Below are 17,599 nucleotides of genomic sequence, written 5' to 3'. Positions count from 1 at the left end.
AGGTTTCCTCTCAAAATCATGTATTACATATAAGATTGCATTTTGATGGTAGACCTGCTTCTTTAATCATTCCACAAGGAGAATGACTTTTTAAGGTGTAGAAATTGAGTTTCTTTACAATAAGGCAATGAGATTCATTTAAATAAAATCTAAGTTGACAAAGATTAGATTGGTGATATACTAAACTCATAAGGCAACTTAGTAGACAAGTGAACAACATAACAATACTGAGAAGCTTTTAACTAAAATCTAAAAACGGCAAGTCATAATTTAATGGGGTGACTGGTATGAAAGCAAGTAATATTGAAGAATTAAAGCAAAAAGCAATTGAGCTTCGAAAGACAGCGCTTACGATGATTCACAAAGCACAATCGGGGCATCCAGGAGGTTCCCTATCCGCAGCTGATGTAATGGCGGCGCTTTATTTTGGGGAAATGAATATTGATCCTAATAATCCCAAATGGGAAGACCGTGACCGATTTGTTTTATCAAAAGGACATGTTTGTCCGATCCAATATGCAGCATTAGCTTTACGAGGGTATGTACCGTATGAAACGATTTACACTTTAAGACAGTATGGATCTCCATTTCAAGGACATCCTGATATGAAAAAGTGCCCTGGTATTGATATTTCTACTGGGTCTTTAGGACAGGGGCTTTCTTGTGCAGTTGGAATGGCACTAGCCGGCAAAAGAGATGAAAAAGCTTATCGAGTTTTCGCTATGGTAGGAGACGGCGAATGTCAAGAAGGCCAAATCTGGGAAGCGGCGCAAAGCGCAGTGAAATATAAATTAGACAATTTAGTTGTCTTTGTTGATGATAATGGATTGCAGATCGATGGTACAACAGAGGAAGTTATGCCAAATCTAGATTTAGAAAAGAAGTTTGAAGCATTTGGCTTTGAAACGAAAAGAATTGATGGGCATTCTATGGAAGAGATTGTTGCGGCATTAGACTATGTGAGAGACGCAAAAAATGGAAAGCCGAAGTGTATCGTATGTAACACGGTAAAAGGTAAGGGAGTATCTTTCATGGAAGATGTAGTCAACTGGCACGGTGTTGCTCCAAATGATAAGGAGTATGCCGAGGCACTAGAAGAAGTATCCGGGGGGTTAAAATAATGAGCGTAACAGCAGACAAAGTTGTAATGAAAAAAGCTACAAGAGACGCCTTTGGTGATGAAATTGTCGAATTGGGCAAAAAGAATAAAAATATTTATGTAGTGGATATTGATATCGGTAAGTCATGTAAAACTACAGCATTTTCCAAACAATTCCCGAATCAACATGTGAATGTTGGGATAGCGGAGCAAAATGGTGCTGGCTTAGCTGCAGGACTTGCGACAACTGGTAAAATCCCTTTTGTAAGCACTTACGCAGTATTTGGTTCGTTGCGAATGGCGGAACAGATTCGCCAAGAAATTTGTTATCCGAACTTAAATGTAAAGATTGCTTGTTCTCATGGCGGGCTTACACCAGCGAATGATGGGGGAAGTCATCAAAGTATCGAGGATATGGGAGTATTAAGAACGATTCCAAATATGACTGTTATTATGGGTGCTGACTATCATTCTACTAGAAAGCTAGTAGCACAAGCAGCAGAAATCTATGGCCCAGTATACCTTCGTTTTACTCGGGACACAGTTCCATTTATCTATGATGAAAATGAAGAATTTACAATTGGGAAAGCAAAACAGATTCAGGACGGAAAAGATATCGCAATTATTGCAAATGGTGACACAGTATGCCTTGCTTTAGAAGCAGCTAAGCAATTGGAACAAGAAGGAATTTCTGTAAAGTTATTAGATATGCATACGCTTAAGCCTCTAGATCGAGAAGCTGTAGTTGAATGTTTAAATATTGGCAAAATCATTACGGTTGAAGACCATAATATTTTAAATGGTTTGGGAAGTGCAGTCTGTGAGGTAGTAGCAGAAGAAGGCAAGGGGATTGTAAGAAGAATCGGGGTACAAGATAAGTTTGGAGAATCTGCGCCATATGAAAAATTGTTAGAGATGAATGGAATTACGATCGAAAATATAGTTAAAACAGCGAAAGAAATGCTGAAGTAAAGAAACCAGGGGAGAGAGTAGAATATGTTTAGATTAGATAATAGAGTAGCCATTGTAACGGGTAGCGGTTCTAAAAAGGGGATTGGACGCACAATCGCGTTAACACTTGCAAAACAGGGAGCGGCAGTTGTTGTCGCTGACCTCAATATGGATGGAATTCAGGATACAGTGAACGCGATTACCGAAGCTGGAGGAAGAGCTTTAGGCGTAGAATTAAATGTAACGAGCAAAGAATCGAATGAGGCTATGGTTGAGAAGGTTCTTCAAACATATGGCAGAATCGATATCCTTGTCAATAATGCAGGGATTTCACAAAAAGTAACTGTTGAAGATATGACACTTGAGGACATCACAAGAGTATTTAATGTAAACATGTTTGGGTTATTCTTATGTACTCAAGCTGTACTGGAAACAATGAAAAAACAAAAATATGGCAGAATCATTAGTCTTTCTTCCGTTTCAGCTAAACGAGGAGGAGGCGTATTTGGAGGCCCGCATTATTCCGCTTCAAAAGCTGCCGTATTAGGCTTCTCTAAAAACCTTGCTCGTGAGGTTGCACTGGATGGAATTACGGTAAACTGTGTGGCACCAGGACTTGTGAATACAGATATCTGGAAGTCCCTTCCTGAAGAACAGGCAAAGAATGTAATTGCATCAATCCCTATGGGAAGACCAGGAGAAACAGAAGAAATTGCATCAGCGATTGCATTTTTGGCTTCAGAAGAAGCATCTTATATTACAGGTGAAGAAATCGATATTAACGGTGGTTCACACATGGATTAATTTATATTGTATTTTAATATACAGGCATCCCGATTCGGTATGCCTGTATATTATTATTAAAGGGATGAAAAGAGTTAATGGATAAACTAGGTCTACGTATAGCCATTTGTTAAAATCTTCCTATCAAACAATCCTTATTTTAAATCCTTAGATTCACTGCTCTTTTATGTGAATTTTTATCTAATTATGTATGGCTAATTACTTGAAATATAATAAGCAATATGGGGAGAAGTGATTACTATTATTAGTTTTAGTCCAGTGTCTAGTAAGAAATTGCATATACAAATATACAATCAAATTCTTTCGGAAATCCAATCGGGTTCATTTCAAATTGGTGATAAGCTGCCAGCTGAAAGAGAACTATGTGAACAGTTTGGTGTAAGCCGCGCCCCTATTCGCCAAGCCCTTAGCGCATTAGAATTGAATGGTATGATTTATTCCCGTCAAGGCGAAGGTGTTTTTGTGAAAAGCAATCAGGCTGCATCCGATAAGTCCCAATCAGCCATCTTTTTTGATTCTATATCCCCAGAGGATATTGTAGAAGTAAGGATGAATATAGAGCCTATTATTGTAAAATTTGCAGCGCAAAGAGCTACAGATGAAGATATAGAGGATCTTCGTGCAACCATCAAACAGATGGAGGAAGAAACGAAGGCTGGTGTATATGTGCCAGAAACAGATGAGAAATTGCACTGCGGCATTGCTAAGGCGTCCCGTAATGATTTATTTATTAACATCATGGCGGCGATTAGTAATGCAATGAAACAACAGGAAATGTGGACATTTATTCGGGATCGCACCGTAACTCGACCAGATTATAGAGATGTTAATTTCAAGGAGCATCAATTACTCATTCAAGCAATTGCAGATCACAATGAACAAGAAGCAGTCGAAATCATGACGAAACATATGCAAAATTTATATGATCGATATTGGAGGGATTAGGGCAAGAAAATTTCGCCTAGATAAGTAGTTTGAAAGGCATTAAAAAAGCTTAAATAGTATGTGAGTGTAAATATTACACCCTAAATTCCCCTATCTTAAAGAATGAAGGGGAATTGTTTTATCCTTCATCGATCTGATACTATGCTACGATAGCAGCTTAAGAATTATGAATTTTCCATAAGGCTTAGAATAATTCCATAATCGTGTTGACAAACAATACTAATAAATCTATACTTAAGTTGTAAGGTAACTTAGTATACAAGTTACCAAGGATACAAAAATGAAAGGAGGGTAAATATAAAGATAGAAAGTTTGTAATCGTTCAAAAAGAGGGGGCTATGAGGGAGAAAGTTATTGAAGGGGAAATTGAGATAATCTATCTTTTGTTTCGCCGAACCGCTTAGAGTGAAAATATTTTTGAAAGCGCTTAATGTAAGCGTTTGACGAGAGGGATTACCCTCAATTTTAATGAAATGAAGGCTTGAAAAAAGGAAGGCATGATAACTGAAGGGGGAATTATTTTGAATCAACTCGCATTAGAGCGTTCAACTACTAGAAAAGTTACGTTACGATTAATTCCGTTTTTATTTCTATGTTTTGTAATAGCTATACTAGATAGGGTGAATATTGGATTTGCTGCTCTGCAAATGAACGAAGATCTGGGTTTTTCTAATGCTGTTTTTGGATTTGGAGCAGGGATCTTCTTCCTTGGTTATTTCCTTTTAGAAGTACCCGGAAGCGCCATGATGACGAAAATTGGCGCAAGAAAATGGATTAGTAGAATCATGATTACATGGGCCCTCATTGCTGTTTTTATGGCCTTCATACAAACTCCAATGCAATTTTATATAGCGCGATTCTTGTTAGGGGTTGCAGAAGCTAGTTTTTATCCATGTATGGTATTTTACTTAAGCGGTTTTTATCAAACGAAGCATCATGCAAAAGCGATTGCAGGATTCATGTTGGCAATACCAGGTGCGAATGCATTAGGTGCTCCGCTCTCCACCTTTTTGTTAGGTATTGAATGGTTAGATATGGCTGGCTGGCAATGGTTGTTTATTTTGGAAGCGATTCCAGCTATTATCTTGGGTGTTATCGCTTATTTCTATCTTGATGACACACTTGAAGAAGTAAAATGGTTAAATAAAGACGAGAAACAATGGTTAATTGACGTTACAACAAAAGAGAATCTTGAAAAACAACAAGTAAAGCACTACACATTCGCACAGGCTTTAAAGGATCGTGACGTTTTAATCCTATCTGTAGGATATTTTTGCTGGATGGTTGGTTATTACGGAATTAACATGTTTTTACCAACTATTTCGAAAGGTTTATCCGAGGCAACAGGTCTTAGCATGCAAAACATGGGCTGGATTTTAGGACTGATGTACGTGTGTGCGATGGTGACAATGATTCTAGTTGGGAACCATTCAGACAAGAAGAACGAAAGACGCTGGCATGTGGCGGTATGTTTAACAATAAGTGCAATTGCCATGATGATTAGCAGCTATGTTGCAAGTACAAGCATTGTATTATCATTTGTATTTCTAACAATCGCTCTATGCGGAGCATTTGGTGCATACTCTCCATTTTGGGCGATCCCGCCTTCTTTCTTAACGGGAGCAGCCGCTGGAGGTGCGATTGCACTCATTAACAGTATAGGAAATCTTGGCGGATTCTTCGGGCCGTATGTTGTAGGATACATTAAGGATATAACAGGATCCTTTACAACGAGTATGATTTTCATGGGTAGCAGCATGATTATAGGTTCTTGTATTATTCTTTTCTTGGTAAAACAATCAGGAAAGGCCCTAAGTCAGGATAGCGAAAAAAAACTAGAAAAATCTAGTTAATACAAAAAGTCCATCAATATATGATTCAACCTCAAAATAAGATTCCAGTGGCTGCGTTTGTCTAGCTGCTGGAATCTCTTCATATAACAAGTCAGCTTTTAGAAATATTCCATGCACTTAAAGCGGATGGCAGGTTAAACGACGACCATGGGGGCATTATCCAATACTATGAAAAAATAGCTAACATAGAAATTGAGCGTTCCTAAGTCCCAGTAAATAATTAATAAAAGCAACATGGATATTAACTTTAAGGAGCATCGATTATTAATTCAAGTGATTGTGGATCACAATGAGCAAGAAGCAGTCAAAATCGTGATGAAACATATGCAAAACTTATATAATCAGTATTGGAGAGATTAATCTAAGAAGATTGAAGGGCATTTAATAAGCTTAAGTAAATATAATCTTACATAATAAAATTCCTCATCTTAAAAAAGGAAGGGGAATTTTTTTTTCATAGATCTAATGCTATGCTGTAGTATCAATGTAAGAATTATGAATGTTTCATAAGATTTGTATGAAGTGCAGAATCGTATTGACAAATAATAATAGTAAAGTTATACTTGCGTTTAAAGTTGACTTAGCATACAAGTTACGAGGGATAAAGTGGCAGGGAGAGGATTGATAGAACACTTGTAATTGTTGAAAAATGGATAACATAAGAAAGAAATTTATTGAAGGTTCAATTGACATGAATTATCTTTCATTTTGCTCAATGAATCAGAATGAAAGTATTTTTGAAAGCGTTTAATATAAGGGGTTACCTTCAAACTCGATGAAATGAAGGTTTGAAAAAGGACAGCATGAAAGCGCATAAGGGGGACTTGTTTTGAATCAACTCGCATTAGAACGTTCAGCTACTAGAAAAGTTACGTTACGATTAATTCCGTTTTTATTTCTATGTTTTATAATCGCTATACTAGATAGAGTGAACATTGGCTTTGCTGCTCTGCAAATGAACGAAGATCTGGGGTTCTCTAATGCTGTTTTTGGATTTGGAGCAGGGATCTTCTTCCTTGGTTATTTCCTTTTAGAAGTACCCGGAAGCGCTATGATGACAAAAATTGGTGCAAGAAAATGGATTAGTAGAATCATGGTTACATGGGGTATCCTTGCTGTCGGAATGGCTTTCGTGCAAACTCCGATGCAATTTTATACAGCACGGTTTCTATTAGGGGTTGCTGAAGCTAGTTTTTATCCATGTATGGTATTTTACTTAAGCGGTTTTTATCAAACAAAACATCATGCGAAAGCGATCGCAGGATTCATGTTGGCGATACCAGGTGCAAATGCGTTAGGTGCTCCACTCTCCACTTTTTTACTAGGTATTGAATGGTTAGACATAGCTGGCTGGCAATGGTTGTTTATTTTGGAAGCGATTCCGGCTATTATTTTAGGGGTCATTGCTTACTTTTATCTTGACGATAAAATTGAAGATGTAGAATGGTTGAACAAAGATGAGAAACGATGGTTAATTGACGTTATAACAAAAGAAAACCTTGAAAAACAACAAGTAAAACACTACACATTCGCACAGGCTCTAAAGGACCGTGACGTGCTCATCTTATCTGTAGGGTATTTTTGCTGGATGGTTGGTTATTACGGAATCAATATGTTTTTACCAACCATTTCGAAAGGTTTATCTGAGACAACGGGTCTTAGCATGCAAAACATGGGCTGGATTTTAGGACTGATGTACGTGTGTGCGATGGTGGCAATGATTTTAGTTGGGAACCATTCAGACAAGAAGAACGAAAGACGCTGGCATGTGGCGGTATGTTTAACAATAAGTGCGATTGCCATGATGATTAGCAGCTATGTGGCAAGTACAAGCATTGTATTATCATTTGTATTTCTAACAATCGCTCTATGTGGAGCATTTGGTGCATACTCTCCATTTTGGGCGATCCCGCCTTCTTTCTTAACGGGAGCTGCCGCTGGAGGTGCGATTGCACTCATTAACAGTATAGGAAATCTTGGCGGATTCTTTGGACCGTATGTTGTGGGATACATTAAGGATATAACAGGGTCGTTTACGACTAGTATGATTTTCATGGGGATTAGCATGATTATAGGGTCTTGTATTATTCTTTTCTTGGTAAAACAGTCAGGAAAGGCTCTAAGTCAGAATGTTGAAGAAGAACTACAGAAATGTCTAAAGAGTTAAAAGAAGATGTAAATGCTTTTAAAATTCAGTAACAATAAGTTTGCTTAGAGCTGTTTATTGAAAGCATTTCTGCCCAAAACTGCTTGATTCCTTCAAACCCTTAGATTGATTGCCCTTTTAAATAAATTTCTATATAATTATTTATATCTAATTACGTAAAGGATAATGAATACAATAGAGGGAGAAGTGATTATCATTAGTTTTAATCCAGTATCTAGTAAGAAATTATATATGCAAATTTATAATCAAATTCTTTCGCAAATCCAATCGGGCGCATTTCAAATAGGTGATAAATTGCCAGCTGAAAGAGAACTATGTGAACAGTTCGGTGTAAGCCGTGCTCCTATTCGTCAGGCTCTTAGCGCATTAGAATTAAATGGTATTATTTACTCTCGTCAGGGCGAAGGCGTTTATGTGAAAAGCAATCAAGTTGCATCCGATAAGTCCCAATCAGCCATCTTTTTTGATTCTATATCCCCAGAGGATATTGTAGAAGTAAGGATGAATATAGAGCCTATTATTGTAAAATTTGCAGCGCAAAGAGCTACAGATGAAGATATAGAGGATCTTCGTGCAACCATCAAACAGATGGAGGAAGAAACGAAGGCTGGTGTATATGTGCCAGAAACAGATGAGAAATTGCACTGCGGCATTGCTAAGGCGTCCCACAATGATCTATTTATTAACATCATGGCAGCGATTAGTAATGCAATGAAACAACAGGAAATGTGGACATTTATTCGGGATCGTACCGTAACTCGACCAGATTATAGAGATATTAATTTCAAGGAGCATCAATTACTTATTCAAGCAATTGCACATCACGATGAACAAGAAGCAGTCGAAATCATGACGAAACATATGCAAAACTTATATGATCGGTATTGGAGAGATTAATCTAAGGAAATTGAAGGGCATTAAATAAGCTTAAGTAAATATAATCCTACACAATAGAGATCCCCATCCTAAAGAAGGAGGGGGATTTTTTCTTTTTTATGGATTTGCTGCTATGCTGTAGTATCAGTGTAAAGATTATGAATGTTTCATAAGATTTGTATGAAGTACAGAATCGTATTGACAAACAACACTAGTAAAGTTATACTCATATTGTAAGTTAACTTAGTAGACAAGTAACAAAGGATACAAGATGAAGAGAGGGTGGATAGACAGTTTTTAATCGTTTAAAAAATGGAGACCATAAGAGAAAAATTTGTTGAAGATTTAATTGACATGAGTTATCTTTCGTTTTGTTGAATGACTCATAATGAAAGTGTTTTTGAAAGCGTTTAATGTAAGGGGTTACCTTCGACTTCGAAGAAATGAAGGTTTGAAAAAAGAAAGGCATGAAAGCGTCAGGAGGAATTATTTTGGATCAACTCGCGTTAGAACGTTCAGCTACTAGAAAAGTCACGTTACGATTAATTCCGTTTTTATTTCTATGTTTTATAATCGCTATACTAGATAGAGTGAACATTGGCTTTGCTGCTCTGCAAATGAACGAAGATCTGGGGTTCTCTAATGCTGTTTTTGGATTTGGAGCAGGGATCTTCTTCCTTGGTTATTTCCTTTTAGAAGTACCTGGAAGCGCTATGATGACAAAAATTGGTGCAAGAAAATGGATTAGTAGAATCATGGTTACATGGGGTATCCTTGCTGTCGGAATGGCTTTCGTGCAAACTCCGATGCAATTTTATACAGCACGGTTTCTATTAGGGGTTGCTGAAGCTAGTTTTTATCCATGTATGGTATTTTACTTAAGCGGTTTTTATCAAACAAAACATCATGCGAAAGCGATCGCAGGATTCATGTTGGCGATACCAGGTGCAAATGCGTTAGGTGCTCCACTCTCCACTTTTTTACTAGGTATTGAATGGTTAGACATAGCTGGCTGGCAATGGTTGTTTATTTTGGAAGCGATTCCGGCTATTATTTTAGGGGTCATTGCTTACTTTTATCTTGACGATAAAATTGAAGATGTAGAATGGTTGAACAAAGATGAGAAACGATGGTTAATTGACGTTATAACAAAAGAAAACCTTGAAAAACAACAAGTAAAACACTACACATTCGCACAGGCTCTAAAGGACCGTGACGTGCTCATCTTATCTGTAGGGTATTTTTGCTGGATGGTTGGTTATTACGGAATCAATATGTTTTTACCAACCATTTCGAAAGGTTTATCTGAGACAACGGGTCTTAGCATGCAAAACATGGGCTGGATTTTAGGACTGATGTACGTGTGTGCGATGGTGGCAATGATTTTAGTTGGGAACCATTCAGACAAGAAGAACGAAAGACGCTGGCATGTGGCGGTATGTTTAACAATAAGTGCGATTGCCATGATGATTAGCAGCTATGTGGCAAGTACAAGCATTGTATTATCATTTGTATTTCTAACAATCGCTCTATGTGGAGCATTTGGTGCATACTCTCCATTTTGGGCGATCCCGCCTTCTTTCTTAACGGGAGCTGCCGCTGGAGGTGCGATTGCACTCATTAACAGTATAGGAAATCTTGGCGGATTCTTTGGACCGTATGTTGTGGGATACATTAAGGATATAACAGGGTCGTTTACGACTAGTATGATTTTCATGGGAATTAGCATGATTATAGGGTCTTGTATTATTCTTTTCTTGGTAAAACAGTCAGGAAAGGCTCTAAGTCAGAATGTTGAAGAAGAACTACAGAAAACTAGTTAAGAAAGACTATTTATACATGATTCAATGCTAAATAAAGTTCCAGCGGCTACGTTTATCTAGCTGCTGGAATTTCTTCATAAACTACTAAAATTCTTAATTGTGTAAGAGGTGTAGGGCTCATGAATAAACTAGGGATCTTAACAAGTGGTGGAGATGCCCCAGGAATGAATGCCGCCATCAGGGCTGTAGTAAAAGCAGCAAATCACTATCATCTAGAGGTAATGGGCATACAGTGTGGATACCAAGGTTTAATTGACGGTAAAATTCACCCCTTAACTTCTTCAGAGGTAGAGGATATTGCAGATAGAGGCGGAACGATATTAAAAACGTCTAGATCCTTAGAATTTATGAAGGAAACAGGAAGAAAAAAGGCTCTTCAGGTCTTACAAAACTTTGGTATAAATTCTTTGGTTGTAATAGGTGGGGAAGGATCTTTAAAAGGGGCTGAAAAATTACATGAACTCGGTATGAAAGTAATCGGTATACCCGGAACGATTGACAATGATTTAGCCTATACAGATTACTCTATTGGATTTGACACCACGTTAAATACAGTATTGGATTGCATTGGAAAAATTAAAGATACAGATTTTTCTCATGATAAAACAACTATTGTTGAAGTAATGGGAAGATATTGTGGTGACTTAGCCTTATATTCAGCCTTAGCAGGTGGAGGAGAGATCATATCTACTCCAGAAAAAAAATTAGATTTTGATACCATATGTTCAAAGTTACATGCAAGAATAAGTAACGGAAAACAAGATAACCTCGTCATCGTAACAGAAAGAATGTATGATTTGCAGGAATTACAACGATATATTGAAGAGAATTTAAATATGAGTGTAAGAACTACGGTATTAGGTTTCATACAAAGAGGAGGAAATCCATCAGCATTTGATCGGGTATTAGCAAGTAAAATGGGCGTTACGGCAGTAGAACTGTTGGTAAATGGATATTCAGGTCGGGCTGTTGGAATGAAGGAAAATAAAATCATCCATAAAGAACTTGAAAACGTTAATGCTGAAATAATCGATAAACATGATAAATATAGATTACTAGAAACACTTTTACACTAGAAATACATGAGGAGGAAGAAAAATGAAAGTAGCGATTGCATCTGATCATGGCGGTATGAATATTCGTAAAGAGATCATCTCATTGATGGAGGAGATGAATATTGAGTATGTAGATTTAGGGTGTGAGTGTGATACCTCTGTTGACTATCCGGATTATGCTATTCCAGTAGCTGAAAAGGTGGCAAGCGGTGAAGTACATCGAGGGATTTTAATTTGCGGAACAGGTATTGGAATGAGCATTGCAGCCAACAAAGTAAAAGGAATCCGCTGTGCGCTTGTGCATGATACGTTTAGTGCTAAGGCAACGAGAGAACATAATAATACAAACATACTAGCTATGGGAGAGCGTGTCATTGGTCCGGGCTTAGCTCGCGATATCGCAAAAATATGGTTAACAACACCTTTTGAAGGCGGCAGACATGAAAATCGTGTCAATAAAATAACAGTATATGAAACGACTAATGAGTTGGTGAAGCGATTAATGTGTTGAACTATAATTCATCTCGTGCAGGGAAGATGGACAGCAACTTGTGAAACTATTAACTCGATAACGTATGAGAGTTCGTATGTGAATTGTATGCAGATGATTAATTTATATATAGACTCTTATAAGAAATAAAAGTTAGGGTCTATTTATTAAGGAGGATGTTGGTGTGGCTTTAGTTTCAATGAAAGAAATGTTAAATAAGGCGTTAGCAGAGGGGTATGCGGTTGGTCAGTTCAACATCAATAATTTGGAATGGACACAAGCGATTTTATCCGCAGCTGAAGAGGAGAAATCGCCAGTTATCCTCGGTGTTTCGGAGGGTGCTGCTCGCTATATGGGGGGTTTTAAGGTAGTAACAGCCATGGTGGAAGCTCTTATAGAGGAAATGGGTATCACAGTTCCTGTAGCCATCCATTTGGATCACGGTTCTAGTTTTGAGAAATGTAAAGCTGCCATTGACGCTGGCTTTACATCGGTGATGATTGACGCTTCTCATTATCCGTTTGAAGAAAATGTAGAAATCACTAAAAAGGTAGTCGAATATGCCCATGAACGTGGTGTATCTGTTGAAGCGGAGTTAGGTACTGTTGGCGGACAAGAAGATGATGTAGTTGCAGAGGGAGTTATCTACGCAGATCCAAAAGAATGTGAAGAGTTGGTAGAGCGTACTGGCATCGATTGTCTTGCGCCCGCATTAGGCTCTGTTCACGGCCCTTATAAAGGTGAGCCAAATTTAGGATTTACGGAAATGGAACAAATTTGTAAAGCAATTGGTTTACCTTTGGTTTTACACGGTGGTACAGGCATTCCAACCAATCAAATTCAAAAATCAATCTCATTAGGAACGGCAAAAATTAATGTAAATACAGAGAATCAAATTGCGTTTACGAAAGCTGCACGAGCGATATTAAATACAGATTTAGAAGTATATGATCCACGTAAATTTATAGGTTCAGGTCGTGATGCAATTAAGGAAACGGTCATTGGAAAAATGCGTGAATTTGGTTCTTCAAACAAAGCCTAACTGGTTCCGATACAAAAGATCCATAGTCCGAGCTTAGTTTTTGATATTTCCGATATACGGTTAACAACCTCCTTTGAAGGTGGTCGGTACGAAAATCATGTCAATAAAATAGCAGTGTATGAAGCAGGCAACTACTGAGTAGAAATATGCCCAAGAAAGGTAACTAAAAGGGATAGAAACTTTCTCTTTTAGTTACCTTTCTTCTCCCAAAATTTTAGTTTAACCTTAACCATCAAGAAAAGAAACAATGGCATACAAAGGCCAAACACGAAAGAATAGGGTGTCCAAATATTTGCAATAAAGTTAGCCAAATAATTCATATCAGGTGCTATCACAACAGATAGGACCATCAGGATCATGGCAAATGGGAGAGTCAGAGAGCGATAATCATGCATTTCTAATGCTTGGACCAGCACTAATGCGAATACATAATAACAAATCTGCAGTTTAAAAAAGATAGTAATAATCCATTCCCCACCAAAGCGCACGAAAAATCACATCCTTTTGATCAGACATCACCATAGGGCCAAACGGCGCCAGTAAGGCAATGAAGAAAGCCAATAGCGCAGCAAACGCAGGAGCGTAGAATCGGATGGCTAATATGGCAAGTGGCGTATTTACGATGATACTATGCGTGCTAGTCTGCTTTAGTCAACTTTCAATTTCGACTACTCCCGCTTAAGAATCATGAGTTTATAAGGCTTAGAATAATACCATAACCGTATTGACAAACAGTATTAGTAAAGCTATACTTAAATTGTAAGGCAACTTAGTAGACAAGTAGTCAACGGTACAATAGGCAGGTATGGTAAATGGAAGGATTGTAATCGTTCAAAAAGAGTGGAATTCACCGAGGAATTCATTGACCGAACGTATCTTTTACTTTGCCGAACTGCTTAGAATGAAATTATTTTTGAAAGCGCTTAATGTAAGCGTTTGATGTAAGGGGTTACCTTCACCTTGAAATAAAACTCCAGCCACTATGTTTATCTAGAGAGTAAAAATTTGTGCTGGTTTTATACAGAGAGCTTAGTTTCTATAGATTAACAACATTGCTTAAATGGCAGAAAGGAAGTAGCAACCATGATTTTGAGAAATGTATTAGCTCTCAGGGAGAGTATAAATGAGTATCGTCAGAGTATGCACGAGGCAGCAAAGAAGAAGGGGATTTCTGATCCGTATGTAGTACAAATCAGTAAACAATTAGATGGAAAAATCATTATGTTGCAAAAAATTATGTCTGATACTCCATCTTTATCAAAAACCAGGTCTCATTATCAAGATGAAACAAGCTTAAATTTGTAACCAGCACTTATAAATAGTTTGACTGAAATGATCAATATCAAACCTTAATAAAGATATAAAAAACGATTCCTTTATTCCATTATGTGTTATCAAACAAATTTTACCAGACAAAAGTGAGGGGGACAAAAATGATGGTTGAGGAATTAAAAATAAAACAAGGTACGATTATCTGTCAAGCGTGTGACGAAGTGATTGATGTAGTTGATAGCTCAGAAGGTGTTAAAACATGGTATGGAGTGTGTACGGATTGTTCCAAAGAGAAGATTAAACATGTTTTTATTCAACAAAAGTTAGGGGGACCCAAAATGATGGTTGGGGAATTAAAAGTAAAACAAGGTACGATTATCTGTCAAGTGTGTGACGAAGTGATTGATGTAGTTGATAGCCCAGAAGGTGTTAAAACATGGTATGGAGTGTGTACAGATTGTTCCAAAAAGAAGATTAAACATGTTTTTAACAAACAAGAGTTAAGGGGAGAAAAAATGATGGTTGAGGAATTGAAAGTAAAACAAGGTACGATTATCTGTCAAGTGTGTGACGAAGTGATTGACGTAGTTGATAGCCCAGAAGGCGTTAAAACATGGTATGGAGTGTGTACAGGTTGTTGCAAAGGGAAGAAAGAAAATTAATGGATTGGATTTTTTATTAGCTGCAGGCATCCGGTAAAAAATTTCGGGTGCCTGTTCGTGAAACGGGAACAAAGAACACGATGGAGGTCCAGATTGTGGGCAATGTAATTGCAAAAGGATAGGAAGAAGAAAGAAGGAAAAAATGAAAGTATCCATTGTATTAGATCATGTTCAACAAGGGAAGGGGGGAGCACAAAGTGCTCCCCCCTTTTGTCAACTGCCCCTTATAGGCGGTCCTTTCTATACAAGCTAAGCTTTGATGATAGCTGCAACCTATCGTACCATATTTGTACTAGAACCTTAGGAGCTTATGGCTTCTCTTCTGCATGATTCCAATTAGGTTCGAACCAGGAGACCACAATCGTGCCTCTTTATTTGCTTAATGAATCAACTTTCCTAAACCCGCGGGAGCAAAGGAGAACTAAATTCACTTTTTCGTCACAAATTTGTAAAATTTTATGAAATGAATGTCGAGAAATAAAAAAAAAACTAGAAAGATAGTAGGTTGTACAAATGGGAGACATCCTGTATGATTTAACTAAATATTTATAAAATTCCGAAAAATAAGGGGGTAACAAAATTGGTACTTAAAAAAGGAATGGCACTAGCTTTGTCTACCGTGCTTACAGTTGGAGTCTTGGCAGCCTGCGGCAGCAAGACGGAGCAAACGGGGGCAAGCACATCATCTGGCGGCAGCGGAAAGGTTATTAAGATTGTTACACAATCTCCTTTATCCGGCGGCTCTGCAACGCAAGGGGAAGCGATTAAGCTTGGAGCACAATTACAAATAGACGAACAAAAAGAGGAGTTTAAAAAGCTTGGATTTGAGCTGCAGCTTGTTCCATATGATGACCAAGCCGACCCGAAAAAAGGCGTAGCAAACGCCCAGTTAATTGGTGCGGATAAAGATGTTCTTGGTGTAGTAGGCCATATGAACTCCGGGGTAGCGATTCCTTCTTCAGAAGTGTATGAGAAAAATAACCTGGTTATGGTATCTCCAACAAATACAGCAACCGATGTAACAGACCGTAAATTAAAATCGGTAAACCGAATTTGTGCTCGCGATGATTTCCAAGGTCCTGCGGGAGCAGAATATGCAATGAAAACGTTAAATGCAAAGAGCATTTTCGTTATCGATGATAAAACAGCCTATGGTACAGGATTGGCAAAGGCCTTTAAGGAGGCTGCTGAAAAGCTTGGAGTGCAAATAGCGGGCTATGAATCGATTACGGTAGGAGAAAAGGATTTTAACGGCGTATTGAATAAAGTGCTTGCGAAAAAGCCTGATTTAATTTATTTCGGCGGTTTATACGCAGAGGGCGGATTGCTGCTGAAGCAGGCGCGTGAAAAAGGTATTACAATTCCGTTTATGGGCGGCGATGGTTTAGATTCTGGTACGTTGGTAGAAATTGCGGGAGCAGCATCACAAAATGCATTTTATACATCAATTGCAGCTGATCCATCAAAAACAGAGGCAGGCAAAAAGTTTATCGAGGACTACAAAAAGAAATTTAACAAAGACGTTGAAGGATACTCTGCTTACGGCTATGATGCGGCAGGGGTTGTTCTTCAGGGGATTAAGGATGCGATTGCGGCAAACGATAATAAGCTTCCATCGCGCGAGCAGGTGCGCGATGCCGTCCGCAGCATTCAAAGCTATGAAGGTGTTGTAACGAAGGTTGGTTTTGATGAAAAAGGAGATAATAAATTCTCAAAAATCTACATTTATAAACTGAATGGGCCAACATATCCTGGTACGCAAGAAGGAGAAGTAAGCAATACGCAATAAAACAAAAAAGAGGCATGGAAAGCCTTCCATGCCTCTTTCGATTATCATTTCATTCCTGAAGGATCACTTCTTTTTAAAAACATCCAGGACAACTTTTTATAAAATTTCTAATCATTTAAATTTAGCAAGAATTATCTTTCTATCGTTTTAGCTTTTTATATACAAGTACATAGACATGCCATACGCATTCTGATGAGAATGCTTTCACTGGCGAAAAGAAGATAGATCATTTTAAGATCAACATATAAGCACCTCTATCTCTCTATGCTAGATTGAATAGGTATACGATTCCTTGGAATGGAAACGAGGATGGGAGCAGCAAGGAATTGCAATTTTGTTGAATCGAGAATATTCTTTATAAACAAGATGGGAAAACGACACATTTCGACACTTTTTTATTTCGTTATGTGGTATGTGCCGAAAAGGATTCACAAAAAAAGTATTGTAAATTTTCTAAATATTCATTATTATTTTCTTAAAACATTATAAATGTTCTAACAATTGGAGGTGCGCAAGGAGAATCCATATTTAACAGTAGTTCTTATGACCATATAAGCTGGGGATCGTTGGAAGCAGCATTTTACTGAAATATTCTTATTCTGAATTGCAGGGGCAATAAGAAAAGACAAATCGTATGCTCAGAAATGTAATTGAATAAAAGGGCAACTTGCCAAGCCCTACAAAGCTGTTCACTTCGCATGTGGATCATAGGAAAATGAGTGAGCTATGGCCTCTCATGTAAATCCAGCATATACGTAAGTACATGGAGAC

At 37.8% G+C, this 17,599-nt stretch carries 15 protein-coding genes and 1 pseudogene; 15 read left to right on the top strand and 1 reads right to left on the bottom strand.

Translation table 11 applies throughout. The features are described 5' to 3' along the window. Positions 1-287 precede the first annotated feature (287 nt). From AC6HZ4_RS17520 to AC6HZ4_RS17465, 12 genes and pseudogenes are all read left to right on the top strand, one after another. The gene (locus tag AC6HZ4_RS17520; protein WP_497490946.1) at positions 288-1,121 is read left to right on the top strand and encodes a transketolase; all 834 of its coding nucleotides are present in this window, start codon (positions 288-290) and stop codon (positions 1,119-1,121) included. Next, the gene (locus AC6HZ4_RS17515) at positions 1,121-2,071 is read left to right on the top strand and encodes a transketolase family protein (protein ID WP_497490945.1); all 951 of its coding nucleotides are present in this window, start codon (positions 1,121-1,123) and stop codon (positions 2,069-2,071) included. The genes AC6HZ4_RS17520 and AC6HZ4_RS17515 overlap by 1 nt, the downstream gene beginning before the upstream one ends. A 24-nt stretch (positions 2,072-2,095) precedes the next feature. Continuing rightward, the gene (locus AC6HZ4_RS17510) at positions 2,096-2,854 is read left to right on the top strand and encodes an SDR family NAD(P)-dependent oxidoreductase (RefSeq protein ID WP_497490944.1); all 759 of its coding nucleotides are present in this window, start codon (positions 2,096-2,098) and stop codon (positions 2,852-2,854) included. Positions 2,855-3,085: 231 nt separating this feature from the next. Beyond that, a complete protein-coding gene (locus AC6HZ4_RS17505) occupies positions 3,086-3,799 on the top strand; it encodes a FadR/GntR family transcriptional regulator (RefSeq protein WP_497490942.1) in 714 nt (237 codons plus the stop codon). Between the two features lie 521 nt (positions 3,800-4,320). Next, positions 4,321-5,652: an MFS transporter gene (locus AC6HZ4_RS17500; protein ID WP_497490940.1), complete on the top strand. Its 1,332-nt coding sequence runs from the start codon at positions 4,321-4,323 to the stop codon at positions 5,650-5,652. 77 nt (positions 5,653-5,729) lie between these two features. Next, positions 5,730-5,858 (top strand): annotated as a pseudogene (gene garR, locus AC6HZ4_RS17495) (2-hydroxy-3-oxopropionate reductase); the annotation flags it as partial. Between the two features lie 623 nt (positions 5,859-6,481). Then, positions 6,482-7,819 carry an MFS transporter gene (locus tag AC6HZ4_RS17490; RefSeq protein WP_497490938.1) on the top strand — a complete coding sequence of 446 codons (1,338 nt, stop codon included), beginning with the start codon at positions 6,482-6,484 and terminating at the stop codon, positions 7,817-7,819. Positions 7,820-7,984: 165 nt separating this feature from the next. Then, on the top strand, positions 7,985-8,716 hold the full coding sequence (locus tag AC6HZ4_RS17485; protein WP_497490937.1) for a FadR/GntR family transcriptional regulator: 732 nt from the start codon (positions 7,985-7,987) through the stop codon (positions 8,714-8,716). Positions 8,717-9,186: 470 nt separating this feature from the next. After that, positions 9,187-10,518, top strand: a complete 1,332-nt coding sequence (locus AC6HZ4_RS17480) for an MFS transporter (RefSeq protein WP_497490936.1) — start codon at positions 9,187-9,189, stop codon at positions 10,516-10,518. Between the two features lie 119 nt (positions 10,519-10,637). Next, complete coding sequence (pfkA, locus tag AC6HZ4_RS17475; protein ID WP_497490935.1) at positions 10,638-11,594, top strand: 6-phosphofructokinase; 957 nt, start codon at positions 10,638-10,640, stop codon at positions 11,592-11,594. Positions 11,595-11,616: 22 nt separating this feature from the next. Continuing rightward, positions 11,617-12,084, top strand: a complete 468-nt coding sequence (rpiB, locus tag AC6HZ4_RS17470) for a ribose 5-phosphate isomerase B (RefSeq protein ID WP_497490934.1) — start codon at positions 11,617-11,619, stop codon at positions 12,082-12,084. A 163-nt stretch (positions 12,085-12,247) separates the two neighbouring features. After that, complete coding sequence (locus AC6HZ4_RS17465) at positions 12,248-13,105, top strand: class II fructose-bisphosphate aldolase (protein WP_497490933.1); 858 nt, start codon at positions 12,248-12,250, stop codon at positions 13,103-13,105. A 188-nt stretch (positions 13,106-13,293) separates the two neighbouring features. On the opposite strand, the gene AC6HZ4_RS17460 is transcribed toward AC6HZ4_RS17465, so the two are convergent. Further along, positions 13,294-13,593, bottom strand: coding sequence for a hypothetical protein (locus AC6HZ4_RS17460; RefSeq protein ID WP_497490932.1), 300 nt, complete (start codon positions 13,591-13,593; stop codon positions 13,294-13,296). A 595-nt stretch (positions 13,594-14,188) separates the two neighbouring features. Here AC6HZ4_RS17460 and AC6HZ4_RS17455 point away from each other — a divergent pair. From AC6HZ4_RS17455 to AC6HZ4_RS17445, 3 genes are all read left to right on the top strand, one after another. After that, positions 14,189-14,410 (top strand): Spo0E family sporulation regulatory protein-aspartic acid phosphatase, encoded by a 222-nt coding sequence (locus AC6HZ4_RS17455; protein ID WP_497490931.1) that lies wholly within the window; start codon positions 14,189-14,191, stop codon positions 14,408-14,410. A 128-nt stretch (positions 14,411-14,538) separates the two neighbouring features. After that, entirely contained in the window at positions 14,539-15,039 is a 501-nt protein-coding gene (locus AC6HZ4_RS17450) for a GapA-binding peptide SR1P (RefSeq protein ID WP_497490930.1), read from the top strand. 580 nt (positions 15,040-15,619) lie between these two features. Continuing rightward, on the top strand, positions 15,620-16,828 hold the full coding sequence (locus AC6HZ4_RS17445; protein ID WP_497490929.1) for a branched-chain amino acid ABC transporter substrate-binding protein: 1,209 nt from the start codon (positions 15,620-15,622) through the stop codon (positions 16,826-16,828). The last annotated feature ends 771 nt before the right edge of the window (positions 16,829-17,599 follow it).

It is taken from the genome of Ectobacillus sp. OTK (assembly GCF_059698935.1).
The sequence above is the reverse complement of the archived record's forward strand: the minus strand, read 5'-3'. Positions and strand labels throughout refer to the sequence as shown.